The organism is Nonomuraea glycinis (assembly GCF_014646515.1).
In the GTDB taxonomy this organism is placed as follows: domain Bacteria; phylum Actinomycetota; class Actinomycetes; order Streptosporangiales; family Streptosporangiaceae; genus Nonomuraea; species Nonomuraea glycinis.
In genome coordinates, this window is record NZ_BMNK01000004.1 from 77,022 (window position 1) to 101,413 (window position 24,392).

26 protein-coding genes are annotated in these 24,392 nt (G+C 72.5%); 15 read left to right on the forward strand and 11 right to left on the reverse strand.

The features are described from left to right. Positions 1–12: 12 nt before the first annotated feature. Positions 13–1,113, reverse strand: coding sequence for a serine hydrolase domain-containing protein (locus IEY87_RS13800; protein ID WP_189139020.1), 1,101 nt, complete (start codon positions 1,111–1,113; stop codon positions 13–15). A 205-nt stretch (positions 1,114–1,318) separates the two neighbouring features. On the opposite strand from IEY87_RS13800, the gene IEY87_RS13805 reads away from it, so the two are divergent. The 3 genes from IEY87_RS13805 to IEY87_RS13815 all read left to right on the forward strand — a co-directional run bounded on the left by IEY87_RS13805 (position 1,319) and on the right by IEY87_RS13815 (position 3,316). Then, positions 1,319–1,741 carry a MarR family winged helix-turn-helix transcriptional regulator gene (locus IEY87_RS13805; protein ID WP_225277349.1) on the forward strand — a complete coding sequence of 141 codons (423 nt, stop codon included), beginning with the start codon at positions 1,319–1,321 and terminating at the stop codon, positions 1,739–1,741. 91 nt (positions 1,742–1,832) lie between these two features. Next, positions 1,833–2,276, forward strand: coding sequence for a hypothetical protein (locus IEY87_RS13810; protein WP_189139022.1), 444 nt, complete (start codon positions 1,833–1,835; stop codon positions 2,274–2,276). Positions 2,277–2,353: 77 nt separating this feature from the next. Then, entirely contained in the window at positions 2,354–3,316 is a 963-nt protein-coding gene (locus tag IEY87_RS13815; protein WP_189139023.1) for a DUF5996 family protein, read from the forward strand. Here the strand turns inward: IEY87_RS13815 and IEY87_RS13820 are convergent. Further along, entirely contained in the window at positions 3,313–4,239 is a 927-nt protein-coding gene (locus IEY87_RS13820; RefSeq protein WP_189139024.1) for a TetR/AcrR family transcriptional regulator, read from the reverse strand. The two genes, IEY87_RS13815 and IEY87_RS13820, sit on opposite strands and share 4 nt — an antisense overlap. 112 nt (positions 4,240–4,351) lie before the next feature. On the opposite strand from IEY87_RS13820, the gene IEY87_RS13825 reads away from it, so the two are divergent. Genes IEY87_RS13825 through IEY87_RS13835 form a run of 3 tightly spaced genes read left to right on the forward strand, consistent with a single transcriptional unit; the run spans position 4,352 to position 7,393 of the window. Continuing rightward, positions 4,352–5,443: an FAD-dependent monooxygenase gene (locus tag IEY87_RS13825; protein ID WP_225277348.1), complete on the forward strand. Its 1,092-nt coding sequence runs from the start codon at positions 4,352–4,354 to the stop codon at positions 5,441–5,443. A gap of 48 nt (positions 5,444–5,491) precedes the next feature. Then, on the forward strand, positions 5,492–5,995 hold the full coding sequence (locus IEY87_RS13830) for a GbsR/MarR family transcriptional regulator (protein ID WP_189139025.1): 504 nt from the start codon (positions 5,492–5,494) through the stop codon (positions 5,993–5,995). Between the two features lie 24 nt (positions 5,996–6,019). Beyond that, a complete protein-coding gene (locus IEY87_RS13835; RefSeq protein WP_189139026.1) occupies positions 6,020–7,393 on the forward strand; it encodes a serine hydrolase domain-containing protein in 1,374 nt (457 codons plus the stop codon). Here IEY87_RS13835 and IEY87_RS13840 read toward each other — a convergent pair. Then, positions 7,383–8,261: an alpha/beta fold hydrolase gene (locus IEY87_RS13840; protein WP_189139027.1), complete on the reverse strand. Its 879-nt coding sequence runs from the start codon at positions 8,259–8,261 to the stop codon at positions 7,383–7,385. The two genes, IEY87_RS13835 and IEY87_RS13840, sit on opposite strands and share 11 nt — an antisense overlap. A 165-nt stretch (positions 8,262–8,426) precedes the next feature. On the opposite strand from IEY87_RS13840, the gene IEY87_RS13845 reads away from it, so the two are divergent. Beyond that, a complete protein-coding gene (locus tag IEY87_RS13845) occupies positions 8,427–10,475 on the forward strand; it encodes an AfsR/SARP family transcriptional regulator (RefSeq protein WP_189139028.1) in 2,049 nt (682 codons plus the stop codon). Positions 10,476–10,719: 244 nt separating this feature from the next. Continuing rightward, entirely contained in the window at positions 10,720–11,043 is a 324-nt protein-coding gene (locus IEY87_RS13850) for an STAS domain-containing protein (RefSeq protein WP_189139029.1), read from the forward strand. Here IEY87_RS13850 and IEY87_RS13855 read toward each other — a convergent pair. Continuing rightward, on the reverse strand, positions 10,990–11,979 hold the full coding sequence (locus tag IEY87_RS13855; protein ID WP_189139030.1) for a helix-turn-helix domain-containing protein: 990 nt from the start codon (positions 11,977–11,979) through the stop codon (positions 10,990–10,992). The two genes, IEY87_RS13850 and IEY87_RS13855, sit on opposite strands and share 54 nt — an antisense overlap. Before the next feature lie 71 nt (positions 11,980–12,050). Here IEY87_RS13855 and IEY87_RS13860 point away from each other — a divergent pair, with 71 nt between their 5' ends. After that, a complete protein-coding gene (locus tag IEY87_RS13860) occupies positions 12,051–12,374 on the forward strand; it encodes a cupin domain-containing protein (RefSeq protein ID WP_189139031.1) in 324 nt (107 codons plus the stop codon). A gap of 54 nt (positions 12,375–12,428) precedes the next feature. Here the strand turns inward: IEY87_RS13860 and IEY87_RS13865 are convergent, their stop codons facing one another. Both IEY87_RS13865 and IEY87_RS13870 read right to left on the reverse strand, forming a co-directional pair. Beyond that, the gene (locus tag IEY87_RS13865) at positions 12,429–12,776 is read right to left on the reverse strand and encodes a DUF6968 family protein (protein ID WP_189139032.1); all 348 of its coding nucleotides are present in this window, start codon (positions 12,774–12,776) and stop codon (positions 12,429–12,431) included. Between the two features lie 44 nt (positions 12,777–12,820). After that, positions 12,821–13,417, reverse strand: a complete 597-nt coding sequence (locus tag IEY87_RS13870) for a TetR/AcrR family transcriptional regulator (protein WP_189139033.1) — start codon at positions 13,415–13,417, stop codon at positions 12,821–12,823. An 83-nt stretch (positions 13,418–13,500) separates the two neighbouring features. On the opposite strand from IEY87_RS13870, the gene IEY87_RS13875 reads away from it, so the two are divergent. Then, positions 13,501–14,445, forward strand: coding sequence for an oxidoreductase (locus tag IEY87_RS13875; RefSeq protein ID WP_189139034.1), 945 nt, complete (start codon positions 13,501–13,503; stop codon positions 14,443–14,445). Positions 14,446–14,622: 177 nt separating this feature from the next. Beyond that, on the forward strand, positions 14,623–15,132 hold the full coding sequence (locus IEY87_RS13880) for a GNAT family N-acetyltransferase (RefSeq protein ID WP_189139035.1): 510 nt from the start codon (positions 14,623–14,625) through the stop codon (positions 15,130–15,132). Positions 15,133–15,238: 106 nt separating this feature from the next. Here IEY87_RS13880 and IEY87_RS13885 read toward each other — a convergent pair whose 3' ends face one another. Beyond that, entirely contained in the window at positions 15,239–15,592 is a 354-nt protein-coding gene (locus tag IEY87_RS13885; RefSeq protein WP_189139036.1) for a hypothetical protein, read from the reverse strand. A gap of 141 nt (positions 15,593–15,733) precedes the next feature. Here IEY87_RS13885 and IEY87_RS13890 point away from each other — a divergent pair, with 141 nt between their 5' ends. Together IEY87_RS13890 and IEY87_RS13895 are read left to right on the forward strand one after the other, a co-directional pair. Continuing rightward, the gene (locus IEY87_RS13890; RefSeq protein ID WP_189139037.1) at positions 15,734–16,579 is read left to right on the forward strand and encodes an alpha/beta fold hydrolase; all 846 of its coding nucleotides are present in this window, start codon (positions 15,734–15,736) and stop codon (positions 16,577–16,579) included. Between the two features lie 93 nt (positions 16,580–16,672). After that, positions 16,673–18,019 (forward strand): sensor histidine kinase, encoded by a 1,347-nt coding sequence (locus IEY87_RS13895; RefSeq protein WP_225277347.1) that lies wholly within the window; start codon positions 16,673–16,675, stop codon positions 18,017–18,019. A gap of 137 nt (positions 18,020–18,156) precedes the next feature. Here the strand turns inward: IEY87_RS13895 and IEY87_RS13900 are convergent, their stop codons facing one another. Beyond that, positions 18,157–19,359, reverse strand: coding sequence for an MFS transporter (locus tag IEY87_RS13900; RefSeq protein ID WP_189139038.1), 1,203 nt, complete (start codon positions 19,357–19,359; stop codon positions 18,157–18,159). A gap of 252 nt (positions 19,360–19,611) precedes the next feature. Here IEY87_RS13900 and IEY87_RS13905 point away from each other — a divergent pair, with 252 nt between their 5' ends. Further along, the gene (locus tag IEY87_RS13905; protein WP_189139039.1) at positions 19,612–19,941 is read left to right on the forward strand and encodes a DUF4342 domain-containing protein; all 330 of its coding nucleotides are present in this window, start codon (positions 19,612–19,614) and stop codon (positions 19,939–19,941) included. On the opposite strand, the gene IEY87_RS13910 is transcribed toward IEY87_RS13905, so the two are convergent. Further along, positions 19,880–20,701: a universal stress protein gene (locus tag IEY87_RS13910; RefSeq protein WP_189139040.1), complete on the reverse strand. Its 822-nt coding sequence runs from the start codon at positions 20,699–20,701 to the stop codon at positions 19,880–19,882. The two genes, IEY87_RS13905 and IEY87_RS13910, sit on opposite strands and share 62 nt — an antisense overlap. A 134-nt stretch (positions 20,702–20,835) precedes the next feature. On the opposite strand from IEY87_RS13910, the gene IEY87_RS13915 reads away from it, so the two are divergent. Further along, the gene (locus IEY87_RS13915) at positions 20,836–21,477 is read left to right on the forward strand and encodes a response regulator (protein ID WP_189139041.1); all 642 of its coding nucleotides are present in this window, start codon (positions 20,836–20,838) and stop codon (positions 21,475–21,477) included. A gap of 31 nt (positions 21,478–21,508) precedes the next feature. On the opposite strand, the gene IEY87_RS13920 is transcribed toward IEY87_RS13915, so the two are convergent. Beyond that, positions 21,509–23,197: a sensor histidine kinase gene (locus tag IEY87_RS13920; RefSeq protein WP_189139042.1), complete on the reverse strand. Its 1,689-nt coding sequence runs from the start codon at positions 23,195–23,197 to the stop codon at positions 21,509–21,511. 63 nt (positions 23,198–23,260) lie between these two features. After that, a complete protein-coding gene (locus IEY87_RS13925) occupies positions 23,261–24,235 on the reverse strand; it encodes an Acg family FMN-binding oxidoreductase (protein WP_189139043.1) in 975 nt (324 codons plus the stop codon). Positions 24,236–24,392: the final 157 nt, after the last annotated feature.

Genomic DNA, 24,392 nt, shown 5'->3' on the forward strand with positions numbered 1-24,392 from the left:
GGGCGCGGCCGGTCAGCCGTCGAGGAGCGCGGTGATCCGGGTGGCCGTCTCGAAGTCGATGCTCAGCCGGGTCTTGCCGATCGCGAGGGTGGTGCCGGTCGCGGCGTCCATCCCCGCGTAGCTGCCGCCGACGCCGCCCCAGCCGAACCAGGTGTCCTGGGTGCCCGGCGCGGCCCCCGGGCGGCCGCAGGCCAGGCCGAGGCTCCAGGACGACGGCATGCCGAAGAGCTCGTCGGGGCCGGAGTAGGCGACGCGGGTGAGGCCCCGCGCCCGCTCGGGGCTGAGCAGGCGGACGCCGTCGACCTCACCGAGCAGCGCGGCGTACAGGCGCGCGATCCCCCGCGCCGACACCTTCCCGCCTGCCGGGATGTCCGCCTGAAGGACGTCCGTACGGTTGCCGAAGGTCGCGTCGGGGTTCACCGCGGGCGGCGCGAGTTTCCAGAACGGCGAGTCCGCCGGCAGCTCGAACCCCGCGGCGCGCGGGTCGGCCTCCAGCCGGGCCGCGCGTGGGATCTCGGCGGCGGGCATGCCGAACCACAGCTCACCCGGAACGCCGAGCGGCTCCGCGATCTCGGTGCGGAGCAGCTCGGAGATGCGCCGTCCGGTCACGCGGCGGACGAGCTCGCCGAGGATGAAGCCGAAGGTGTAGGCGTGGTAGGCGGTCTTCGTGCCCGGCTCCCACCACGGTTCGAGTGCGGCCATCCGGGCACAGATGCGGTCCCAGTCGCACACCTCCTCCGGGGTCACGTCGGCCGGCAGGCCGGGGATCCCCGCGGTGTGGGTGAGCGCGTGCCGGATCGTCACCCCCTGCTTGCCGTGCTGCGCGAACTCCGGCCAGAAGTCGGCGATGCGGGCGTCGTACTCCGCCTCGCCGAACGCGCCGCGCTCGGCCAGGAGGTGCACGATCGTCGCCGTCATCGCCTTGCCCGCCGAGTACACGTAGAACGGCGTGTCCGGGGTCACCGGACGCCCGGTCGTCGCATCGGCCGCACCGGCGACGACGTCGACGACCTGCTTGCCGTCCTGGTAGACGGCGACCTGCAGGCCGGTCTCGGCGCCGCTGCCCACCAGCTCGTCGGCGAGCCGCCGTACCCGGTCCTCAAGCGTTGTCATGCTCATGTCCTCTCCGCCGACCAGATCGGCGCCTGTCACCGGCCCTGAAAGGGCACCGTCACCGTATAGGTCGAACGAGAGTGCTCCTTTTCGACATGTCTCACGAAATTTCTGGCCGGTGACCTCGAACCGGGCACCGCCCGAAGCCGCCGGGCGGGTGGCCGGCGCAGGACCTGGACGCCCGAGGGTGGGGGAAACTTGGCTGGTGACCACCGCGAACGAACCGCCCGTGACCAGTCCCTCCATCGTGCTGCTCACGCTGGCGCGCCGGATCGAGTCGGAGCTCAACGCCGCCCTGGCCCCGCTCGACCTCACCGTGAGCAGGCTCGGGCTGCTCGGGCACATCTCGGGGGTGCCCGGGGTGTCGTTCAGCGATCTGGCGCGGATGTCCGGGACGACGGTGCAGAGCGTCCATGGCGCGGTGAAGGCGCTGGCCGGCGCCGGACTGGTGCGCGACACCACGGCCCGGGCCGGCTCCGCCTCGGCGATCGAGCTCACGGCCGACGGCACCCGCCTGCTGCGGGCGGCGAAGGACGCGGTGGCGGTGGTCGACGAGCAGCTGTTCGGCCCCGACGCGGACCCGATCCAGCGGCAGGTGGCCGAGGCGGTCCGAGCGGCCTTCGGGTGACCTCCTTCTTGAAAGACCCCTCCCTTTCAGGCAGCCTGAAGCTTTCGCTGCTAGGCTTCAGGACACCTGAAGGTTGTGGAAGGAGACCGCCTTGGAAGGCATCCTGCTGTCCGTGCATGTGCTCGCCGGCATCGTGTTCGTCGGAGGCTCGGCCGTCGCGGCGAGCCTGTTCCCGCGCTACGCGCCGGTGGCGGCCGGCGCCGCGCCGCCGTCCGAGGAACGGAGCCGGGCCGTGGCCGTCGCGCTGCACCGCATCACCCGCGGCTACGGCTTCCTCGGCCTGGTCGTGCCCGTGGTCGGGATCGCCCTGGCCCTCGTCCAGGGCCGGATGAGCGAGATCTGGCTCAACCTCTCCATGGTCCTCACCGCCGTCGCGGGCGGCGTGCTGGCCCTGCAGATCTATCCGCGCCAGCGCGACGTGCTCGCCCGGCCCGGCGACGCGAAGGGGCTGCGCCGGCTGTCCATGCTGGCCGGGGTCTACAACCTGCTGTGGGCCGTCGTGGTCGTGCTGATGATCGTCCGCCCCGGCGCCTGACACCTTCACCGACACGACCGCGCCGGCCGCGTCGCCGGTGCGGGTTCGGCGCACCCTGTCGGGGAAGAGGTGGGCTCATGGAACAGTTCGCCGCGATGCCGCTGGCCGGCTGGCAGGACACCAAGGAGACGGTGCACCGGTTCTGCCAGGTGATCGGCAAGGTCCGGCTCGCCAGCGGGGTTCGGCGCAATCACTGGTGGAACGCGCCGTTCCATCTCACCGGGCGAGGTCTCACCACCCGGCCGATGGGCCAGGTCGACGGCAACCCGATCTTCACCATCGACTTCGACTTCCTCGGCCACCGGCTGGTCATCACCACCGTGGACGGGCGGGAGGTGTCGTTCGGTCTCCCCGGGCGGTCGGTGGCGTCCTTCTACGACGAGACCCAGCGGGCGCTGGACAGCCTGGGCGTGCGGGTGCGCCTGGACCTGCCGCACCCGTTCGACCTGCCGGACGCGGACCGGCCGTTCGCCGACGACACCGAGCACGCGGCCTACGACCCGATCATGGTCACCCGCTACTGGCAGATCCTCAGCCAGGTGAACCTGCTGCTGGAGGAGTTCGCCGCGGGCTACTCCGGCAAGACCAGCCCGGTGCACCACTTCTGGCACACCTTCGACCTCGCCTGCACCCGCTTCTCCGACCGCCGGATCGACCAGCCGGCCGACGCCGACCCGGTGACCCGGGAGGCGTACTCGCGGGAGGTGATCAGCTCGGGGTTCTGGTTCGGCGACCCGGCCTTTCCCGAGCCGGCCTTCTACTCCTACACCGCTCCGGAGCCCGAAGGACTCGACGGCGAGCCCCTGGCGCCCGAGGCCGCGCGGTGGATTCCGCAGCGGGGCGGCCACCTGGCCGTGCTCCGCTATGACGACGCCCGGGCCGAGGCCGACCCGCGCGCCGCCGTCCTCGCCTTCTACGACAGCGCCTACCAGGCCGGAGCCCGGCGCGCCGGGTGGGACATCCCCCGGTACGCCTGCCCCGGCGGGATCACCGACCCGCGGCCGAACGACGGCATGCGGACGGCTCAGGCGCCGCACTAGTCGCGCCGGTCAGCGTCGATGACCGGGCCGAGGCCGTCGAGCAGCGGTTTCAGGCCGAACTCGAAGAGCCGGTCGAGGTCGAGGTCGAAGCCGCCGGCCATCTCGCCGACGACCTTCACGAAGCTGGGGTACGCACCCGACGCGACGATGTCCCGCAGGGCGTCCTCCTGCCCGCTCATCCACTCGTCCCCGGTGAGCCCGGTGCCGGCGCGCGCCTGCCGTTCGAACTCCAGGTTGGCCGCGATGCCCTGGACGTAGCTGAAGAGCAGGATGTGCACGTGCATCTTGCCGGCGGCGTCGAGCCGGCCGTCCTCGATCGCGGCCAGGGCCCACTCGGTGTGCCGGAGCAGGCTGGGTGACGGCAGTGGCCTGGTCAGCGAGGTGACCTTGGCCATCCACGGGTGCGCGCGGTAGGCGGCCCACTGCAGGCGGGCCGACGTCTCCAGGCGGGCGCGCCAGCCGGGCGGGGGCTCCTCGGGCAGGGGGAACTCCCTGAGCACCGCGTCGATCATCAGCATGAGGAGGTCGTCCTTGCCGCCCACGTGCCGGTAGAGGGACATGGTGGCGGCCCCGAGGCGGCCGGCGACGCCGCGCATGGTGAGCTCCGGCAACCCGTCGGCGTCGGCGATCTCGATGGCGGCGCGCACGATCCGCTCCCGCGTCAGGTCGTTCTCCGACAGCAGGGGCCGCCGGGCGGGCGCTCCGCCGTCGCGCGGCCGCGCGACCAGCGTGCCCACGCGCGGCTCGGCGACCACGACGCCTTCCTGCGCCAGGACCGTCAGCGCCTTGGCGGCGGTGGCCAGGGCGACGCCCCAGTCGCGGGCGAGTTGCCTGGTGGACGGCACCCGGTCGCCGGTGCGCAGCCGCCCGTCGGCTATGCGGCCCTTGATGTCATCGACGATGCGCGCGTACGGCGGAGCCATCGAAAGTCCTTTCCTGTACTAGTACAGACTCTACTCGATAACCCTTGTAACGTGCTGTTTGTACGACGTACATTCACATCGCGTACAACGTCAACAGAGTTTGGAGCGCATCATGAAGGTTCTCGTGTCCGGCGCGAGCGTCGGCGGCCCCGTGTTGGCCTACTGGCTGCGCGAGCGCGGCTTCGAGGTGACGCTCGTCGAGCGCGCCCCCGCGCCGCGCCTGGGCGGGCAGGCCGTCGACATCCGCGGGGCCGCGCTGACCGTGGCGGATCGGATGGGCATCCTGGAGCGGGCCACCGCCCTGAGGACGACCATGCGCGGCATGTCGATGGTCGACGGTGACGGCCAGGAGATCATGCGCAGCACCGAGGAGACGGTCAGCGGGGGCCGGTTCGACAGCCCGGACATCGAGATACTCCGCGACGACCTGACCGCGCTCGTCACGGCGGCGGCCGGCGCCACCTACCGGTACGGCGACTCGATCGCCGAGCTCACCCAGGACGAGCAGGGGGTGGACGTCACGTTCGAAAGCGGCGGCCGGGGCCGCTACGACTTCGTGGTCGGCGCCGACGGCCTGCACTCGAACGTCCGGGGCCTCGTCTTCGGCGACGAGTCGCGGTTCCTGCGCCACCTCGGCATGTACGTCGCCATCTTCACCGCCCCCAACTTCCTGGATCTGGACCACTGGCAGACCTGGCACCGGGACGGCGACGCCGGGTTCGGCCTGTTCAGCGACAGGGACCCGAGTGTGATGCGGGTCAACCTGGGCTTCGCGGCCGGGCCGATCGACTACGACCACCACGACGTCGACCAGCAGCGGCGCCTGGTCCGGGAGCACTGCGCGAAGCTGCGCTGGGAGGCGCCGAGGCTGATCGAGGCCATGGACAAGGCCGACGACTTCTACTTCGACGCGATGGCCCAGGTCGAGATGGAGCGCTGGTCGAAGGGCCGGGTCGCGCTGGTGGGCGACGCCGGCTACTGCGCCTCACCGATGTCGGGCCAGGGCACCAGCCTGGCCATGGTCGGGGCGTACGTCCTGGCGGAGGAGCTGGGCCGGGAGCCCGCCGGCGCGTTCGACCGCTACGAGCGGCGCCTGCGCCCGTTCGTCGCGCTGAACCAGGCCCTCGCCCTGGAGCAGCAGGAGGGCCAGGGCGCCGCGCCGGAGAACGTCCAGAGAGCGGCGAACGCCATCACTCTGGACTGAAATGTCAGAGATTTGTGTTATCTCAGACATGTCGGTAATATCGTTCGCATGGCATATGAAGTGGAGTTGGCCTTCGCCGACGAGGTGGGGCGTCATTTCGCCCGGCAGAACGCCCTGCCGCCGATGACCGGGCGGGTCGCCGGGTGGCTGATGATCTGCGATCCGCCGCAGCAGACCATCGCCGAGCTGAGCGAGGCGCTGCGGGCCAGTCGCAGCGCCATCAGCGGCGCGGTCACCATGCTCGAGGAGTGGTCCTGGATCCAGCGGTCGAGAGCCGCCGGCGAGCGCGTGGACCGGGTCAGCCTGCATCCCGCGATCTGGCTGAGCATGGTGGACAAGCGGGCGGAGTACACCTCGCTCGGCGCGCTGGCCCGGCACGGCCTGGACGCGCTCGGCGAGGCCTCCGCGGCCCGCCGGGCGCGCCTGCTGGAGACGGCCGCCTTCGCCCGCTTCCTCGCCGAGCGGATGCCCGCGCTGGCGGCCGAGTGGCAGGCCTACCGGGAGACCCTGCGCGCCTCGGGCGAGCTGCCCGCCGATTCAAGGACGAGCTGACCCACCCCGATGAGGAGACCCCTGATGACCTTTGACGTGACCCGCTGGCAGACCCGCTTCGACGAGCTGCGCGCCGCCCACCATGTCCCCGGAGCGTCCCTGGCCGTGCTGTCCGGCGGTGAGCTGCACGAGCTGGCCGGCGGGGTGCTGCACCGGGGCACCGGGGTGCCGGTGACGACCGACTCACTGTTCCTGTCCGGCTCGATCGCCAAGGTCTACACCGCCACGCTGGTGATGCAGCTGGTCGACGCCGGCCTGCTGGATCTCGACGCGACCGTGGTGAGCGTGCTGCCCGAGTTCGCCACGCCGGATCCGGCGGCCACCGCGACCATCACCATCCGGCAACTGCTCAGCCACACCGGCGGCCTGACCTGTGACTTCACTTTCGACTCCGGTCGGGGGGACGACTGCCTGGCCACCTACGTCAAGGCCGCGGGGCAGGTCGCGCTGGACTGCCCGCCGGGCACGGCCATCTCCTACAGCAGCCTCGGCTACGTCGTGCTGGGCCGGATCGTCGAGGTGCTGACCGGGCAGACCTGGGACCAGGCGCTGAAGGACCGGCTGCTCACCCCGCTCGGGCTGGGCCGGTCGGTGACGCTGCCCGAGGAGGCGCTGCGGTTCCAGGTGGCCATGAGCCACCTCGGGGACCCGGGCCGCGACCCCGACCCGGCGCCCGCCTGGGATCTGATGCCGCGTTCGGCGGGACCGTACGGCCGGGTGATCGTCTCCGCGGGCGACCTCGCCCGCTTCGCCCAGGCGCACCTCGACGGCGGGCGCGGCGTCCTGTCCGCCGGCGCGGTCGCCGCGATGCGGCGCCGCGAGGTCGACAGCCCGGACAAGTGGACCGTCAGTGCCGACGGCTGGGGCCTGGGCTGGACCCTGTACGACTGGAACGGCGTCTTCGGCTACGGCCACGACGGCGCGGCCATCGGCCAGTACGCCTACCTGCGCGTCGTCCCGCACGCCGGGGTGGTCGTCGCCCTGATGACCAACGGCGGGGGCGCCCGGCGGCTGTACGCCGAGCTGTTCCGCGAGTTGCTGGACGAGCTCGCCGGGGTGCGCATGCCGGACCCGTTCGGGCCGGCGGCCGAACCGCCCGTGGTGGACATGGCGCGGCTGGTGGGCGACTACCGGCGCGAAGGGGTCGTCGTCACCGTCGCCCAGGACGACGACGGCGCGCGCATCCGCTATGCGTTCGTCGACGGCATGAAGGACTTCTCGCCGCCGCTGGAGATGGACCTGGTGCCGGTGTCGGAGACGGTCTTCGCCGCGACCGGCGGCGGCTCCTCCTTCAGCGAGGAGCACGTGCCCGTGGTGTTCTCCACGCTGACCGACGGCACCGACTGCGTGTACATCGGCATGCGCGCCACCCCGAAGAGCGTCCCGATCAGCGGGTGAGCAGGTCCCGCAGGGCCTTGGCGAGGTCGGCCGGCGCCTCCTCGGCCATGAAGTGGCCCCAGGTGACGGGGATGTGACGCAGGTCCGGCGCCCAGGCGCGCCACAGCGCCGCCGCGTCGAAGCCGAGCGCGCTCCCCCAGTCCTGCTGCAGGACGGTGACCGGCATCCGCAGCCGGTTCCCGGCGGCGCGGTCGGCCTGGTCGTGCTCGACGTCGATGCCGGCGGAGGCGCGGTAGTCGGCCACGATCGAGTTCACGGCCGCGCGGGAGGCGTCCAGGTAGGCGGCGCGGACGTCGGCCGGGATCGCCTGCGGGTCGCCCGCCCAGATGTCGAGGAAGTGGCCGAAGAAGGCGTCCGGACTGGCGGCGATCAGCCGCTCGGGCAGGCCCGGCGGCTGGGCCATCAGGTAGAGGTGGAAGCCGACGGCGGCGGTGGTGCCGTGCATGACGTCCCACATGTCCAGGGTGGGCAGCACGTCGAGGCAGGCCAGGTGCGTGATCGTCCGGGGGTGGTCCAGGCCGGCGCGGAAGGCGACCAGGGCGCCGCGGTCGTGCCCGGCCAGCGCGAACCGGTCATGCCCCAGCTCCCGGGCGAGGGTGACGATGTCGGCCGCCATGGTGCGTTTGGCGTACACGCTGCCGTCGGTCTCGGCCGGTTTGTCGCTGGCGCCGTAACCGCGCAGGTCGGGGCATATCACGGTGTGGTCGGCGGCCAGGTCGGCGGCCACGTGCCGCCACATCAGGTGTGTCTGCGGGAAACCGTGCAGCAGCACGATCGGGCTGCCGGCGCCGCCGACGGCGGCGTTCAGTGACACGCCGTCGGCGACGGGCACCCGTTGGTAGTCGAAGCCGGTGATGACAGGCGCCATGGTGTTGCCCTTTCGTCGGTTGCTCTCAGCCTGCCGGGCGTGAATGAGCATCCGGTCAGCGCGCTAGCGTGACCTGGAGGAAGGGACGGTCGGACGCTGGAGAAGGCACGGTCGGACGCTGGGAAGAAGGGGCTGTCTGACGCTGGGAGGAAAGGGCGGGCGGACGTGCGGGTCGAGTTCGGGGTGCTGGGGCCGGTGGCGGCCTGGGACGACGGCGGGGACGCGGTCGCCCTGAAGGGGCCGCGGCACCGCGCGGTGCTGGCCCGGCTGATCGTCGCCCGCCGGCGCGTCGTCCCGGTCACCGACCTGGTCGAGGACCTGTGGGACGATCCACCGCCCGGAGCGGTGGGGGCGGTGCGCACCTTCGTCGCCGCGCTGCGCCGCGCGCTGGAGCCCGATCGCCCGCCCCGCTCCCCCGCCCGGCTCCTCGTCACCGTGGGACCTGGGTACGCCCTGCGCGCGGAGCCGGACGCGGTGGACGCCTGGCGCTTCGAACGGGCCGTGGCCGCCGCCGCGACGCTGCCTCCCGAGGACGGGCTCGCCCGGCTGGCCGAGGCGCTCGGGTGGTGGCGCGGGCCGGCCTACGCCGGGTTCGCCGACCAGGACTGGGCCCGCACCGAGCGCTCCCGGCTGGCCGAGCTGCGGCTGCACGCCGTCGAACGCCAGGCCGAGGTCCGGCTGGCGCTCGGCCGGGATGCCGAGGCGGTGCCGGACCTGGACGCGCACGTGACCGAGCACCCCTGGCGCGAGGACGCCTGGCGGCTGCTGGCGCTCGCGCTGTATCGCGCCGGCCGGCAGGGCGACGCGCTCGCCGTGCTGCGCCGGGCGCGCACCCTGCTGGCCGAGCAGCTCGGGGTGGACCCGGGCCCGGCGCTGCGCCGCATGGAGACCGACGTCCTCCAGCACGCCGACCACCTCGACCTCCCCTCGGGGCCGGGCAGCGCGGCGGCCCGGATCTGGGCGCAGACGGCCGCCGTCTATGACCGCACCGTGACCTCCGGCGCCAGGGCCAGGCTGGAGTCCACGGTGAGCATGCTGCGCAGCCTCGCGGTGACCGGCGGCACCGGCCTGGAGGCCGCGCGCCGGCATCGGCTGGCGGCCATCGCCGCGGCCGAGGAACTGGGCGACGCCGACCTGACCGCCCGGGTGATCGGCGCGTACGACGTACCGGCGATCTGGACCCGCTCCGACGACCCCCGGCAGGCGGCCCGCGTGGTGGCAGCGGCCGAACGCACCCTCGCCGACCTCCCCGAAGCCACCGGTACGTACGGCGTGACGGGTGGGCATGAGGTGGCGCGTACTCGGCTGCTGGCCACGATCGCCCTGGAGTCGCGCGGCACCTCCTCGCCCCGGGGGCCCGAGGCCGCGCGGCAGGCCGAAGAGCTCGCCCGCCGCCTGGACGATCCCGCGCTGCTGGCGTTCGCGCTCAACGGGGTCTTCATGCAGACCTTCGAACGGGCGGGCCTGGCCCCCCAGCGGGATCGGATCGGCGCCGAGCTGGTCACCCTGTCCGCCCGGCACGGCCTGATCACCTATCAGGTGCTCGGCCACCTCATCCGCCTCCAGGCCCGCAGCGCGCTCGCCGACTTCGCGGCGGCCGACTCGCACGCGGCCGAGGTGGATCGGCTGGCCGGGCGGCACGAGCTACCGCTGGCCAGGGTGTTCACGCAGTGGTACCGGGCGATGCGACTCGCCGAGACCGGCCGGGCGTCCGTGGCCGAGACGGCCTACCGGGACGCCGCCGCACGCCTGAACGGCGCCGGCATGCCGGGCCTGGAGCACGGCCTCCTGCCGCTCGCACTGCTCTGCCTACACCTGCGGCACGCACCGACCGTCCGTCCCGGCGGCCGCGAACGGCTCGCATCGACCGGCTGCCCCGAGGGCTTCGGGTCGAGCGGGCTGGGGAACGAGCGCATCGATTGGGGGCCGTACGGGCCCTGGGTTCGTCCTTTGGTGCTGCTGGGCCAGGGGCGGCGGGCGGAAGGCGCCGACGCCCTGCGTGACGTCCCCGAACCGCCCCGGGATCTGCTGTTCGAGGCTCTGTGGTGCCTTATCGCGCGAGCCGCTGTCGGCGCCGGCGACCGGGAGACGATGCGGCGTGCGCACCGCGCGCTCGGGCCCGCCGCCGCGGAGCTGGCCGGGGCGGGCAGCGGGCTGCTCACCCTCGGGCCGGTCTCCGGATACCTCGCCGACCTCGCCGCCGCCCTCCGCTGAGACGAGCTGTTCGTACGGCTAGAGGTTGGCGCATTCTTTCCCCCTGGCAGCCCAGGTCAGAGGATGCGCACCAGTGCTTTTCCGGCAACCGGGGCGTAGGGTTGCGGTATCGAGTGCTTCTCACGCGCCGGCATGCACGCCGGTGTCACCCGCGGCGACAGACCGCTCACATCTCCTTAGACGCTGGGCCCGCCGGACATCCGGTGGTCGCCTCACATTCGCGCTTGTCCGAGAGGAGAAGCTGATGACCGTCACCGACACGGCCCCACTCGGTGGGGCGGGGCCCGCCGAGCCGACCACCGTCCAATTGTCCGGCGAGCTGGATCTCGTCACCTGCCCGGCGCTGCGCGACGAGCTGCACGACGTCCTGCGCTCCAGCACCCGCCTGCTCGTACTCGACCTGTCCAGCGTGACCTTCTGCGACGCCTGCGGCCTCAGCCTCCTCATCGACCTCCAGCGGTGTGCCCGGCAGCGCGGGATCGTCCTCGCCCTGACGCAGCCGCGTCCCTGCGTGTCACGGCTGCTGCGCATCTCCGGCCTGGAGCGCAGTTTCCCCTTCGTGGTGTGAGCCGAAGGAGCGCCGGTAGGCGGCGGGCGTGGTGCGCACGATGCGGTGAAAGCGCCTGCGCAGGTTGGTGGCGGAGGACAGCCCGACCCGTACGGCGATCGTCTCGACCGGCAGATCGGTCTCCTCCAGCAGCGCCCGCGCCGCCGAGACCCGCTGGCCCAGCAGCCAGCGGCCCGGGCTGACACCGAGCCGGTCGGCGAACCTGCGGGCGAGCGTCCGCGCCGAGACCCCGGCCTGGGCAGCGAGGTCGTCGACGGTGAGCGGTTCGTGCAGTCGTTCGGCGGCCCAGTCGAGCACCGGGGCCAGCGAGTCGGGCGCCCGGCCAGATTCCACCGCGTACTGGAGTTGCCCGCCTTCGCGGTGCGGGGGCATGACCATGTGCCGGGCGACGTGCGCGGCGTAGGCGGCGCCGTGGTCGGCCCGGACCAGGTGCAGGCACAGGTCGATGCCCGCGGCGGTACCGGCGCTGGTGGCCACGTCGCCCAGGTCGATGTAGAGGGTGTCGGCCTCGACCAGCACCCGGGGAGAACGGGCGGCCAGCGCGGCGGCCATCCGCCAGTGGGTGGTGGCCCGGCGGCCGTCGAGCAGTCCCGTCTGAGCCAGCAGGAAGGCGCCGGAGCAGAGGGCGACGATGCGCGCCCCGCGCCGGTGGGCCCGCCGCACCGCGTCGAGCACGGCGGGGCCGGCGGGTTCGTCCGGCCGCTGCCAGCCGGGGATCACGACCGTGTCGGCCGTCTCCAGCGCCGCCAGGCCGTCGCGCACGGCCATGTCATAGCCCGCCAAGGTCGGCACCGCTCCCGGACGTTCGGCGCACACCGAGAAGTCGTAGCGGGTGGGCAGGCCGGGACGGGACACGCCGAAGACCTCGGCGGCGCACGCCAGCTCGAAGGTCGACTGCGGGGGCAGGACGAGGGCCACCACCCGGTGCGGGCTCATGGCAGGAATGTACCTGAACGCGTCAATCCAGACACTGGGCCGGGTCCCGCCCACCGGCCACGATGGGCGGCATGACACAGGAACCCGATGACATCCAGGTCACGCAGGTGGACGAGGTGGAAGGGGTCGAGGTGGTCCCCGGGATCGTCCGGCGCCGGCTGCCGGCCACCGCCTGGGCCCGCGGCTGGATGTACGACTTCGCGCCCGGCACCGAATGGCCGGAAGTGGACGTACACGATGGAGAGGAGCGTTATTACGTCGTGTCGGGAGAGTTTCTCGACCGGGGGCGGCGGCTCGGGCCGGGCAGTTATGTGGTGTTCGCGCCGGGCAGCGCGCACCGGCCCCGTACCGAGACCGGGGCGCGCATGCTGGGCATCAGCATCCTGCCCAGGTAGGGGGCCGTCAGGCTATGCACCTCTGGGTCGGCCTTCACCCAGGTAGGGGGCCGGTCAGGCGCCGGTGAGTCTGTGCACCTCCGGGTCGACCTTCAGGCCCAGGTCGGGCTGCCCCAGCCAGTCCAGCGTGACGGAGGCCGCCTCGGCACGCTCCCGCAGCGTCAGCCGGATGCCGTACACCGACAGCAGGAAAGCCTGCAAGGAGTCGATGCCGAAGGACGCCCGTACGGCCTCGTCGCCCAGGCCGAGGATCTGACCGGGACAGAACCAGTCCCCGCCCGGCAGAGGGTCCGGCAGCGGCTTGCCGATCCGCACCACCACCGGCGTGCGGGCGCCGTCCGCGGCGACGGCCTCCACCCGGCGCTCGGCGACGACCTCACCCAGCTCGTACGTCTTCGACATGCGTTTCCTCTCCCCGGCGGACTCCCCCACACGATAGCCAACGATCATGCGTGGCCGAGTGCGCCCGCGTGCGCGGCGGCCAGCGCGATCCGGGCCGCCTTGTCGGCGAGGGCCTCGTCGACCGGGTCGCCGGTGATCAGCAGGTCGAGGTAGATCCGCGCGGCCAGCGTCTTGAGGAGTTCGGCGGGGTCGGTGCCGGCGGGCAGCTCGCCTCGGGCGACGGCGCGGGTCACCACGGGCTCGGCCCGCCGCAGCCGGTCGTGGAAGACGTGCCGTCTGGCCTCGGCGATCTCGGGGAGGTGGGCGGCGCCGGTGAACATGGCGGCCAGGATGGCCTGCCCGGCCGGCGTGGTGAACGAGTGCGCGAGCGAGCGGGCGAGCGCGCGCAGGTCGGCCTCGACCGTCCCGGTGTCGGGGTCGGGGATGTCCATCGCCATGTGCTCGGCCACGGCGTCCACGATCAGGCTTTCGCGGTCCTTCCAGCGCCGGTAGACGGTCGTCTTGTGGACACCGGCGCGCTGGGCGACGGCGTCCACGCTGAACGCCGCGTAGCCCTTGTCCACCAGCTCGGCGAGCGTGGCGGCATGAACGGCGGCCCGGACTTTGGCGCCGCGCCCGACAACCGGACGATCAGACTTCATTGCAACTCCGAGTTGCGTTATGCGGGCATGATGGGCAGGATCAATCTATCGCGACTTGGAGTTGCGATAGATAGAGGTGCTCCATGAACAACTCTCCCATCCCCGATCAGACGGGACGGCTGGTCGTCGTGACCGGCGCCAACAGCGGCATCGGCTACGTCACCGCCCGCGAGCTGGCTCGCCACGGCGCCCACGTCGTGCTGGCCTGCCGCGATCCCGGACGCGGACAGGCCGCCCTCGACCGCCTGCGTACCGAGGCGCCCGGCGCGCGTCTCGAACTGCGCCAGGTGGACCTCGCCAGCCTGGCCTCGATCCGCGCGTTCGCCGCCGGATGGGACCACGACCGGCTCGACCTGCTGGTCAACAACGCGGGCGTGGCCATGGTGCCGTTCGCCAGGACCGAGGACGGTTTCGAGTCCCAGTTCGGCGTCAACCACCTGGGCACCTTCGCGTTGACCGGGCTGCTGCTCCCCCACCTGCTGGCCGCGCCGGATCCCCGCGTGGTCACCGTCAGCAGCGAGGGCCAGCGCTTCGCCCTCTTCGACCTGGACAATCTCAACGCCGAACGCCGCTACCGCACCGCCTTCGCCTATGTGCAGTCCAAGCGGGCCAACCTCTACTTCGCCACCGAGCTGCAGCGCGCGGCGGACGCGGCCGGGGTGCGGCTGCGCAGCATGGCAGTCGCCCCCGGCCTCACCCGGACCAACGTCCTCACCGGCGGCGCCAACAGCGACCGCGGACGCCTGTACGCGGCGCTGACGCGGCTGGTCGTGCGGCTGGCGTTCCGGCCGACGGCGGAAGGTGCCAGGACCTCGCTGTACGCCGCGACCGCACCGGAGTTGCCCGGAGGCAGTTACATCGTGCCCGACGGGCCGCTGCAACTGCGTGGCGAGCCCGTACGCCGCACCGGGGAGCGCGCCATCCGGGACACCGACACGGCGCGCCGGCTGTGGCGGCTGTCCGAGCGGCTCACCGGCGTCACCTACCGGCTGCCCGCCGAACGGTTCGACCCGGCGCCGACGTCCTGACCGGGAAGAACCCGCGCGGGCGGCCGACCCTCCACCCGCGACCTGGCTCAGGCAGGTACGGCCGGGCCTCTGGACAGGTACGAGGAGCGGCCGGGTCCCTCGAAAACGCATGGTCGGCGGCCGGGGAGACCGGCCATGCTGTGGGCGTGGACTTCACCTCGAACGAGTCGCCCGCCGATGGGTGAGGCGCGCAGGGCGACAGCGGCGGACGCCGATGAGCTGGTCCGGCTGCGGGCGGTGCTGCTGGCCCACATGAGTGGGCGGGATCCGGCCGGCGACGACTGGCGGCGGGCCGCCGCTGAGATGTTCAGGGCCCGGCTGGACGAGCCGGACCCGACACTGGCCGCCTTCGTCGTCGACCGGCCCGACTGGCCTGACCGACCTGACAGGCCCGATCGGCCGGGCGCGCTGGCGGCGTGTGCGGTCGGGGCCGTCGACCAGCGGCTCGGCGGGCCGGGCAACCCCGCCGGGACGACCGGGTACATCTACAACGTCGCCACCGATCCGGACCAGCGGCGGCGCGGCTACTCGCGGCAGTGCGTGACGGCCCTGCTCGACTGGTACCGCGACCGGGGCATCGCGGCGGTCTTCCTGCGGGCGTCGGCGGAGGGCGAGCCGCTGTACCGCTCGCTGGGCTTCGCCCGCACACCCGACCCCTCGATGCTGCTCCGGTTCCCCCTGGCCTGACCCGGACAGAGCCGGGCGCGGCGTCTCACCCGTCCAGCGCTTCCAGGCGCACGCTCTCCCCGATACCCGATACCCGATCCGGCCGGATGGCCGGGTCGGGCCGCCGCTAGTCGCCGTGAACCGGGTTCTTGGCGACCCGCTTCTCCGACACGATCAGCCGCACCGTGCCGGCCTGCTCGGGCTCCGCGGCCCAGACGACCCAGTGGTCGCCGACCGTGGCCGACTGCTCGCGGGGGTTCATGGAGAAGCCGCCGCCCGGGCTGGGCTTGATGATCTGGAAGGACACCCGCAGCCCTCGCCTGCGGGCTTCGGCCACGACCTCGCCCACGGTCCGCTCGTCGGGGGTGTAACCGTCGAGCATCTCGCCTTCGGTGTCGGCCCGCTGGTGCGCCTGGTAGCGCTCTCCCGGCTTGGCCGGGCGCCCCAGGTAGGCGACGCCCTTGCCGTGGAAGCCGGACATTAGGTCAATGTCCGGCACTTGCCGTTGTGTTGCGGATCGCCCTGAAGCATCGAGACCGCCTGACCCTACGCCCGGGAGTTGTTGACCCTAGAAGCTAAGGCTGTTAGCTTTGCGGCTATACACCTTAATAAGGGAGCGGGCATGACGGAGTTTCTGGAGATCGACGGTGAGCGGATCGGCTACGAGGTCACCGGTGCGGGCCCGCTGGTCGTGCTGGCCCACGGCATGGGCGACAGCAGGCGTGCCTACCGCTTCGTGATCCCCCGGCTGGTGGCGGCCGGATACCGGGTGGCGAGCATGGACCTGCGCGGCCACGGCGACTCCAGCACCGGCTGGTCCTCCTACACCCGCACCGACACGGCCGGCGACATCCTCGCGCTGATCCGCCTGCTGGGCGGCCCGGCCGTGATCGTGGGCCACTCGTTCGCGGGAGGCTCCGCCACCATCGCGGCGGCGCGGGAGCCCGAGCTGGTCAGCGCCCTCGTGGAGATCGCCCCGTTCACCCGGGCGCAGCAGCCCGACCTCGGCGGCCTGCTGCGCAACTCCCGCTACCGCAAGGGCATGACGCGGCTCATGGGCACCGCCCTGTTCCGCAGCGTCGGGCTGTGGAAGAGCTACCTGTCCCACGCCTATCCGGGGACCAGGCCGGCCGATTTCGCCGACTACCTCGGCACGCTCGAAGGCGAGCTGCGCCGGCCCGGCCGGATGGCCGTCGTCACCAAGATGGGCATGGCCGCCCCCACCGACGCGGGCGCCCAGCTCGGCCACATCCCCTGCCCCGCCCTGGTCCTCGTGGGCACCCTGGACCCCGACTGGAACGACCCCAGGGCCGAGGCGGACGGCATCGTCGCGGGCATGCCAGCCGGGCTCGGCCGGGTCGTGATGATCGAGGGCGCCGGCCACTACCCGCACGCGCAGTTCCCCGACGAGGTCGTCACGGAGATGCTGTCGTTCATCGAGGAGCGCAAGCGCCAGACACCCAGCTGACCTGGTCTTGGCGCACAGTTTGTGGTGTCTTACCTGGTCAGCGCCTCGGCCTCGCATGCCGCCCCCCTAACGTGATCGGGTGGACGGAGGGGCATGGTGAGCTTGCGGCGCGACCTGTCCGTGCGGACCCGGATGACACTGCTGTCCTGTGTCGTCATGACGCTGCTGTGCACGGCGCTGTCCGGGGTCATCCTGATGAGCGCCCACGGGCACGCCACCGATGACCGCAGCGATCGCATTCTCCTCGCCGACGTGCACACGGTTCGCCAGATCCTGCGGGACCCGCTCCCCTCCGTGCTTCCCGACCACCGGATCGCGGTCCTCCAGGTGGTCGCCCCGGACGGCCGGATCGTGGCGGCGAACGCGCGGATGCTCGGCCACCCCCGGGTGGCCTCCTTCACCCCGCGCGGGCAGAGCGTGCGAGCGGACCAGATCATCTGTGATCTGCCGAGATTTCCGCACCGGTGCCTCATGGTCGTGGCCGTGAAGATCGACCGGCCCGGGGGCGAGTGGCTGATCTACGGCGCCGATCCCGTCGTCGCGTGGTACGTCGATCTCTCGCTGCTGGCCGCCCTCCTGCTCGGATCCATGCTGCTGATCGGCGCCACGGCGATCGGCGCCTACCGCACGGTCAGCAGGACCCTCGACCCCGTGGACGCCATCAGTGCCGAGCTGGCCGAGATCGCCTCCACCGACCTCGGCCGCCGGGTGCCCGTACCCGAGCACCGGGACGAGATCTGGACGCTGGCCGACACCGCGAACCGGACCCTCGCCCGGCTGGAGGCGACAGTCGAGCAGCAGCGGCGGTTCGCCTCCGACGCCTCGCACGACCTGCGCAGTCCGCTCACCGCCATCCGCACCCAGGTGGAGGAGTCCCTGCTGCACCCGGACCAGGCGCACTGGCCCGCCACCGCGCGAGCGGTGCTGGCCGGCGTCGACCGGCTGGAGGCGATCGTCAGCGACCTGCTCACCCTCGCCCGGCTGGAGTCCGGGGCCGGGCGCGCCGACGACCGCCTGGATCTGAGCGAGCTGGCCGGGTCCGAGCTGGCGCGCCGCGCGCCGCTGACGGGCGTGGAGGCCGACCTCCGGCCGGGCGTGCTCGTCCGCGGGGACCGGCTGGAGCTCGCCCGGCTGCTCACCAACCTCGTGGACAACGCCGCCCGCCACGCCACCTCCACCGTGACGGTCTCGGTCCGGCGCGAGGGCGACACGGCAGTGCTCGAAGTGACCGACGACGGCCCCGGCATCCCGCCCGGCCAGCGGGAGATCGTGTTCCAGCGCTTCGCCCGGCTGGACGCGGCCCGCAGCAAGGACAAGGGCGGCACCGGGCTCGGCCTGGCGATAGCCCGGGAAAGCGCCCGCCGCCACGGCGGCGAACTGAACGTCGAGGACTCGGCGAGCGGCGCGCGCCTCGTCCTCCGCATCCCACTGGCCTCGTGAGCGCCCTGCCCGTCACTGCTTCATGACGGGATTCATGCTTTTCCGTCCGCAGACGCCCTCATGATGCGGATTCGCGGTGTCGCGTCCGCAGACGCCCTCATGATGCGGACTCGTGGTGACCCGTCCGTGGACGGCCCTCATGGCGCCGCGGTGCGGAGGTGGCGGTTCGTGGTGGCGAAGAGGGCGAGCAGGACGAGCCAGCCGCCGAGCGCGAGCGTGGTGGCCCGTGGGCCGAGGGCGGCGATCATGGCGCCGCCCAGCATGGTGCCGATCGACAGCGCGCCCATGGTGAGGGTCTGCACGGCGGCCGAGGTACGACCACGCAGCGGCTCGGGGGTGACGGTGAGCCGGTGGGTGCTGATGGCCACCGCGCAGATCGGCGCGATCACGGATTCGGCGGCGGCGACCAGGCCGAGTGACAGCGGCCCGGTGGCCACGGCGTACAGGGGGAACAGCAGGGCCTCCACCCACAGCATGGTCACCGCGATCGCGCCCAGGGGGAAGCGGCGCGCGGCCCGCTCGGCCAGGAGCGATCCGGCCAGGGCGCCCACCGCCGCGCCGCTGAAGATCAGGCCGATCTGCACCGAGGTGGCCCCGACCCCCTGGGCGAGGGTGACGATGACCAGGTATCCGGCGCCGTACCGGAGGTTGTCGCCGGTCTGGACGAGGGCGAACAGGCGGATCACCGGCTGCCGCCACAGCCAGCCGACGCCTTCCCGGATCTCGGCGGTGACGCGGCCGGCGGGCGCGGCGGCGGGCCGCTCGCCCTGGAACGGCGCGCGCATCAGGCGGAGGGCGGCCGCGGAGGCGACGAACGAGACGGCGTTGACCACGAACGGCGCCGTCCGGCCGAGCTCGTGGACGAGGGCGGCGATCGAGGCGCCGCCCACCCGCAGTGTGTTCAGCGCCCCCTGGGTGACGCCGAGCGCGCGGGTGAGCCGGTCAGGTCCGACGATGGTCGGCAGGGCCGCGGTGCCGGCCGCTTCGAAGAGGGTGGTCAGGACGCCGGCCAGGGCGGCGACCGCGTACAGGTGGGGCAGGGTGAGCCGATCCAGCCACAGGGCGAGGGCGACGCCGCCGGCGAGGGCGGCGCGGCCGAGCTCGCACCAGATCATGGTGCGCCGGCGGTCCCAGCGGTCCGCGAGCGCGCCCGCGACCAGGCCGAACAGGAGGTAGGAGGCGGTGTTGAGGCCGAGGACGAAACCGCTCTGCCCGGACGAGCCGGTCATCGCCAGCACGAGCAGCAGGAAGGCGAAGTCCTGGATGTGGTCGCCGGCGGAGGAGATGACGCGGCCGGAGAGAAGCAGGGTGAAGTTTCTGTCCCGTCGAAGGGGGATCATGCGATGACGCTCCGTTACCGAATGCGGACACAAGGATGGCGATGCCTCGTGCCGGGCGCTATTCGATCGGAGCGGTGCGCATGGGGCGGAGGTTAGCAGCGCGGGTGCGCGGGCCGCGACTGGTTTCCGGGCTCCGAATGATCTACCTGCCGCTGTGGGATCCAGGGGAGTTCGGGACGGCTGATCACGGTCACCGGCCCGGATCGAGGGGAAGCCTCACAAGACATACCCCGATGAAGGGAAATGCCGGACATGACCGTCACCAGGGAAGAGACGAAAGTTCACGGCCCGGAACTGGCCGAGAAGGTGAAGAAGCTCATCCATGAGGGGAACGTGCGCCGGATCATCGTCAAGGACTCCCACGGGCACACCGTGCTGGAGGTGCCGGTCACCGTCGGCGTGGGCGCGTTCATCCTCGCGCCGGTCATCACCGCCGTCAGCGCCCTGGCGGCGCTGGCGGCGGAGTGGAACATCCAGATAGACCGGACCGGCGACGGCGCGACCGGGCCGGAGAACGAGATTATCGGCGGCTCGGGATCACGGCCAGCGGGCACGGCGAACGATGGAGCAAGCCCTGGCTGACCGAGCCGAGCACCAGCCCCGCGAACGTGCCCCGCCCGCGTGACCCGACCACCAGCAGGTCGGCGCCCGTCGCGGCCTCACGCAGCGCTTCCACGGGGTGCCCCTGCACGATCTCCTCCACCACGTTCACGCCGGGGTGGCGTTCGCGCTGCCCGGCGAGGGCCTCCTGCACCATCAGCCGCTCGGCGCCCTCGTCGGTCGGCTCCGGCCCCGGCCAGGTCCAGGCGTAGACCACCCGCAGCCGGGTGCCGCGCAGTTCGGCCTCGGCGAAGGCGAAGTCCAGCACCCCCTGCGAGGCCGGCGACCCGTCGATGCCCGCCACGATCTCACCCCGCGGCAGCGACGGCAGCTCGCTCACCAGCACCACGTCGCAGGCGGCCCGCCCGGCCACACCGTGGGCGACGGAGCCGACCAGCATGCCGCGCACGCCGCCCAGCCCGTGGCTGCCGATGACCAGCAGCTCGGCCTCCTCGCTCACGGCGATCAGGGCGGCGCGCGGGTCGCCGGGCAGCAGGGCCGTCTCCACGGTGAGCTGCGCCTGCTCGGCGCGGGCGCGGTCCTCGGCCGCCGCCAGCACGGACTGGCCGCCCTGCCGCATCCATCTGGCCACCTCGGCGTAGCGACCGGTGTCGGTGCCGGCCGCCCACTCGGTGATGGCATGCGTGATCTTCAACGGCGCCTTGCGCAGCGCCGCCTCCTTGGCCGCCCAGGCCACGGCCTCCAGCCCCGCGTGCGATCCGTCGACGCCCACTACGATCATGTGTCTACCCCTCTTTCCTCAGCTGTTCCCGAGCCTATGCCCCGGAGATCCACGATCTGGCGGAGCCCTACGACCTCGGCCGAAGGGACTTTGGTCTCTTCCCTGCGGCGAAACCAGTGACTACGGTCGTGAGCATGATTCGGGTGTTCCTTGTCGACGATCATGAGGTGGTCCGGCGTGGCGTCGCCGCCCTCCTTGACTCAGAGGACGACATAGAGGTCATCGGCGAGGCGGGCACGGCGGAGTCCGCGATCGCCCGCATCCCCGCGCTCAAGCCGGACGTGGCCGTGCTCGACGTGCGGCTGCCCGACGGTAATGGGGTGGACGTGTGCCGTGAGGTGCGCTCCAAGGTGCCGGGGCTGGCCTGCCTGATGCTGACCTCCTACACCGACGACGAGGCGCTGTTCAACGCGGTGATGGCGGGCGCGGCCGGCTACGTGCTCAAGCAGATCCACGGCTCGGACCTGGTCGGCGCGGTCCGCACGGTGGCCTCCGGGCAGTCGCTGCTCGACCCGCAGACCACCGCCTCGATGCTGCAGCGGCTGCGGGACCGGTCGGCCAAGCAGGACCCGCTGGCCGCGCTGTCGGATCAGGAGCGCACCATCCTCGACCTGATCGGCGAAGGACTGACGAACCGGCAGATCGGCGAGCGGATGTTCCTGGCCGAGAAGACGGTCAAGAACTATGTGTCCAACCTGCTGTCCAAACTGAACATGCAGCGCCGTACCCAGGCCGCGGCCCTGTCGGCCCGGCTGCGCGCCGACCGGCGCGACTGAGCTCACCTGCGCGCCACCGGCACAACTGAGCTCACAGCGGGACGGCCCAGCTGAGCACCGTGCCTCCCGTCTCGGGAGAGGTGACGGCGAAGGAGCCGCCCAGCCCGGTCGCCCGCTCCTCCAGGTTGCGCAGCCCGCTGCGCCTGCCCTCGCGCGGCAGCCCCACACCGTCGTCCTGTACGGTCAGCGCGAGCTCGTCGCCCGACACCTCCACCGCCACGCTCGCCTTGGCGGCCTTGGCATGGCGCACCACGTTGGACAGCGCCTCGCGCAGGACGGCGAGCAGCTGCTCGGCGATCTCGTCGGGCACCCGGTTGTCCAGCTGGCCCTCCATCCGCAGGCCGGGCATGAAGCCCAGGTGACCGCGGGCGGACTCGACCAGCTCGACGATCTGCGCGCGCAGGCCGGGCCCGGCCGGGCCCGCCGGGCTCTGCAGGGCGAAGATGGTCGAGCGGATCTGCCGAATGGTCTCGTCGAGCTCGTTGATGGCGTGCTGCAGCCGGTTGGACGCCTCCGGCCTGTCCACCAGCCGGACCGCGCTCATCAAGGTCATGGCGATGGCGAACAGGCGCTGGATGACGACGTCGTGCAGGTCCTTGGCGATGCGGTCGCGGTCTTCGAGCAGGCCGAGCCGTTCGGCGTCGCGGCGGGTCTCGGCCAGCTCCAGCGCGATGGCCGCCTGACCGGCGAACGCCTCCAGCATGCGCAGGTCAGCGCCGCTGAAGGGCAGCCGGCCCGACCGCTTGGCCAGCGCCAGCACGCCGCGCACGCTGGTGCCGGAGCCGAGCGGGATGAGCAGCTCGGGGCCGTAGCCGAGGTCGCGCAGCGGGCAGTCACCGTCGTGCAGTTCGTCCGCGGAGGCGGCCTGCCCGCTGGTGTAGACCCGCCCGGCCGCCGTCGCCTGCACATCGAAGGTGAGCTCGATCGTCTCCCCGCCGGCCTCCCCCTCGGCGAAGTCCACGCCCAGCACCCCGCCGCTCTCCTCCGGCAGCAGCACCTGGACGAGGTCGGCGTCGGTCATCTGCTGGGCGCGGCGGGCCATCATGGTGAGCACCTGGTGCGGTGCGGCGCCGGACAGCAGGCTGGTGGTGATCTCGGCGGAGGCCTGCAGCCACTGCTCGCGCCGGCGGGTCTCTTCGTAGAGGCGGGCGTTCTCGACGGCAACCCCGGCCGCGGTGGCCAGCGCGATGACGATGGCCTCGTCCTCCTCGTCGAACTCTCCCCCGCCGCGCTTCTCCGTCAGATAGAGGTTGCCGAAGACCTCCTCGCGCACCCTGATGGGCACGCCGAGGAAGGTGCCCATCGGCGGGTGTCCGGGCGGGAAGCCGTAGGACTCGGGGTGGTCGGAGATCCGGCCCATGCGCAGCGGGCGCGCGTCCTTGATCAGCAGCCCGAGCAGGCCGAGCCCGTGCGGCCAGTGCTCGATCTTGGCGATCTCCTCCTCGCTCAGCCCGACCGGGATGAACTGCACGAGCGTGCTCTCCTGCCCGACCACGCCCAGCGCGCCGTAACTGGCGTCCACGAGCTTGGTGGCGGTCGCCACGATGCGGCGCAGCACGGTCGCCAGGTCGAGATCACTGCCCACCGAGACCACGGCTTCGAGCAGGGCGTGCACGCGGTCCCGGGTGGCGAGCACGGTGTTGAGCCGGACCTGCAGCTCGGCCAGCAGGTCGTCCAGCCGCATGTGGGGGATCAGCGGGCTCTGCTCGCTCTCCGTCATACGGACCAGTCTCGCACCCGTGCCTGCCGCCGCCCACCCCAGCTCGGTGGGCGGGAAGCCCGCTCACTCCGTCAGGTCGGACAGGGGCCGCCGGACGGAGTTCGTGTCCTCGAAGGTGATGCCGAGCCGCATGATCATCTGCGGGAACTCGCCGGAGCACAGCTCCTGGCGCAGGAACTCGCGCAGGTGGCCCAGCTCCAGCACCTGGGTGTGGAAGGCGGCGCTGACGCCGTAGGCGCTGGCGTGCAGCAGGACGCGCTGCAGCGCCTCCCCGGCGGCGATCCAGTCCCGCCTGCTGTCGCCGGAGGTGGTGAGCATCGCCACGACCCCGGCCGACGTCTGCGTGCTCTGGTCCCCCTCGCCGCCCCAGTCGTGACGCCAGGCGTAGTCGCGCTGCGCGAAGCGCGGGTCGGTGCGCACCGGCTCGCGCGGGTAGCCCTCGGCCGGCACCCCGTCCTGGCGCGAGCTGCCCGGGGGCCGGGCCCAGCGGATCACCTCCAGGCTGAACCGCCGGTCCGCGGACTGCACCCCCTGGGCGGCCCTGGTGAGCGAGGCGAGGACCTCCACCGCCTGCGGCGATCTGACCGGCGTGAGCTTGGCCCCCTCGCCGGCGGCGTCCTTGACCAGCGCGTCGATCAGCCGGTCCGGCACCGGAAGGCCGACGAATCCGGCCCGGTGGGTGCGCCGCCGCTCGATCTCGGCGCTGAGCAGCCGGGTGCGCTTGTCAGGCTCGATCGCTGCCCCCGCCCTGACGGTCGCCAGCAGCGCCGGTTTGTCGGGGTCGGGCAGGATCCGCACCACCTGCTCGAATCCGGCCCGGCGCAGCGCCGTACGCATCGTGAACAGCGCTGCGCCGCAGCTGATCAGCAGTTCCCTGCCGCCCTCGTCGCTCACCCGCAGCTTCCTGTCCGTGTCCGCGCGCAGGCTGATCTCCTCGGGCGACACGGCGAAGCTCCAGGGCTGCGTGTTGTGCACCGAAGGAGCCCAGCGGGCGGCCTCCACGGCCGCGTCCAGGGCGTGCGTTGTCGTAGCGGTCATCTCCCCCACCTCCAACGAGACGATGTGTCTCCAGCTCACCACGTCGAGTGAGGCGTACGTGAGTGCCGAAGGTCCCGCGCGGGCCAGGCCATAGGCCCCGAAAGCGCAGGTCAGGACGCGCTCGGGAGTGCCGAAGCCGATGCCCCCGTCAGGGGCG

Bases quoted from the DNA above. Each gene is read 5' to 3' on its own strand.
- IEY87_RS13800 (WP_189139020.1), bottom strand. From the start codon at position 1,113: ATGACAACGCTTGAGGACCGGGTACGGCGGCTCGCCGACGAGCTGGTG.
- IEY87_RS13815 (WP_189139023.1), top strand. From the start codon at position 2,354: ATGGAACAGTTCGCCGCGATGCCGCTGGCCGGCTGGCAGGACACCAAG.
- IEY87_RS13820 (WP_189139024.1), bottom strand. From the start codon at position 4,239: ATGGCTCCGCCGTACGCGCGCATCGTCGATGACATCAAGGGCCGCATA.
- IEY87_RS13825 (WP_225277348.1), top strand. From the start codon at position 4,352: ATGAAGGTTCTCGTGTCCGGCGCGAGCGTCGGCGGCCCCGTGTTGGCC.
- IEY87_RS13830 (WP_189139025.1), top strand. From the start codon at position 5,492: ATGGCATATGAAGTGGAGTTGGCCTTCGCCGACGAGGTGGGGCGTCAT.
- IEY87_RS13835 (WP_189139026.1), top strand. From the start codon at position 6,020: ATGACCTTTGACGTGACCCGCTGGCAGACCCGCTTCGACGAGCTGCGC.
- IEY87_RS13840 (WP_189139027.1), bottom strand. From the start codon at position 8,261: ATGGCGCCTGTCATCACCGGCTTCGACTACCAACGGGTGCCCGTCGCC.
- IEY87_RS13850 (WP_189139029.1), top strand. From the start codon at position 10,720: ATGACCGTCACCGACACGGCCCCACTCGGTGGGGCGGGGCCCGCCGAG.
- IEY87_RS13855 (WP_189139030.1), bottom strand. From the start codon at position 11,979: ATGAGCCCGCACCGGGTGGTGGCCCTCGTCCTGCCCCCGCAGTCGACC.
- IEY87_RS13860 (WP_189139031.1), top strand. From the start codon at position 12,051: ATGACACAGGAACCCGATGACATCCAGGTCACGCAGGTGGACGAGGTG.
- IEY87_RS13865 (WP_189139032.1), bottom strand. From the start codon at position 12,776: ATGTCGAAGACGTACGAGCTGGGTGAGGTCGTCGCCGAGCGCCGGGTG.
- IEY87_RS13870 (WP_189139033.1), bottom strand. From the start codon at position 13,417: ATGAAGTCTGATCGTCCGGTTGTCGGGCGCGGCGCCAAAGTCCGGGCC.
- IEY87_RS13875 (WP_189139034.1), top strand. From the start codon at position 13,501: ATGAACAACTCTCCCATCCCCGATCAGACGGGACGGCTGGTCGTCGTG.
- IEY87_RS13880 (WP_189139035.1), top strand. From the start codon at position 14,623: ATGGGTGAGGCGCGCAGGGCGACAGCGGCGGACGCCGATGAGCTGGTC.
- IEY87_RS13885 (WP_189139036.1), bottom strand. From the start codon at position 15,592: ATGTCCGGCTTCCACGGCAAGGGCGTCGCCTACCTGGGGCGCCCGGCC.
- IEY87_RS13890 (WP_189139037.1), top strand. From the start codon at position 15,734: ATGACGGAGTTTCTGGAGATCGACGGTGAGCGGATCGGCTACGAGGTC.
- IEY87_RS13895 (WP_225277347.1), top strand. From the start codon at position 16,673: ATGGTGAGCTTGCGGCGCGACCTGTCCGTGCGGACCCGGATGACACTG.
- IEY87_RS13900 (WP_189139038.1), bottom strand. From the start codon at position 19,359: ATGATCCCCCTTCGACGGGACAGAAACTTCACCCTGCTTCTCTCCGGC.
- IEY87_RS13905 (WP_189139039.1), top strand. From the start codon at position 19,612: ATGACCGTCACCAGGGAAGAGACGAAAGTTCACGGCCCGGAACTGGCC.
- IEY87_RS13910 (WP_189139040.1), bottom strand. From the start codon at position 20,701: ATGATCGTAGTGGGCGTCGACGGATCGCACGCGGGGCTGGAGGCCGTG.
- IEY87_RS13915 (WP_189139041.1), top strand. From the start codon at position 20,836: ATGATTCGGGTGTTCCTTGTCGACGATCATGAGGTGGTCCGGCGTGGC.
- IEY87_RS13920 (WP_189139042.1), bottom strand. From the start codon at position 23,197: ATGACGGAGAGCGAGCAGAGCCCGCTGATCCCCCACATGCGGCTGGAC.
- IEY87_RS13925 (WP_189139043.1), bottom strand. From the start codon at position 24,235: ATGACCGCTACGACAACGCACGCCCTGGACGCGGCCGTGGAGGCCGCC.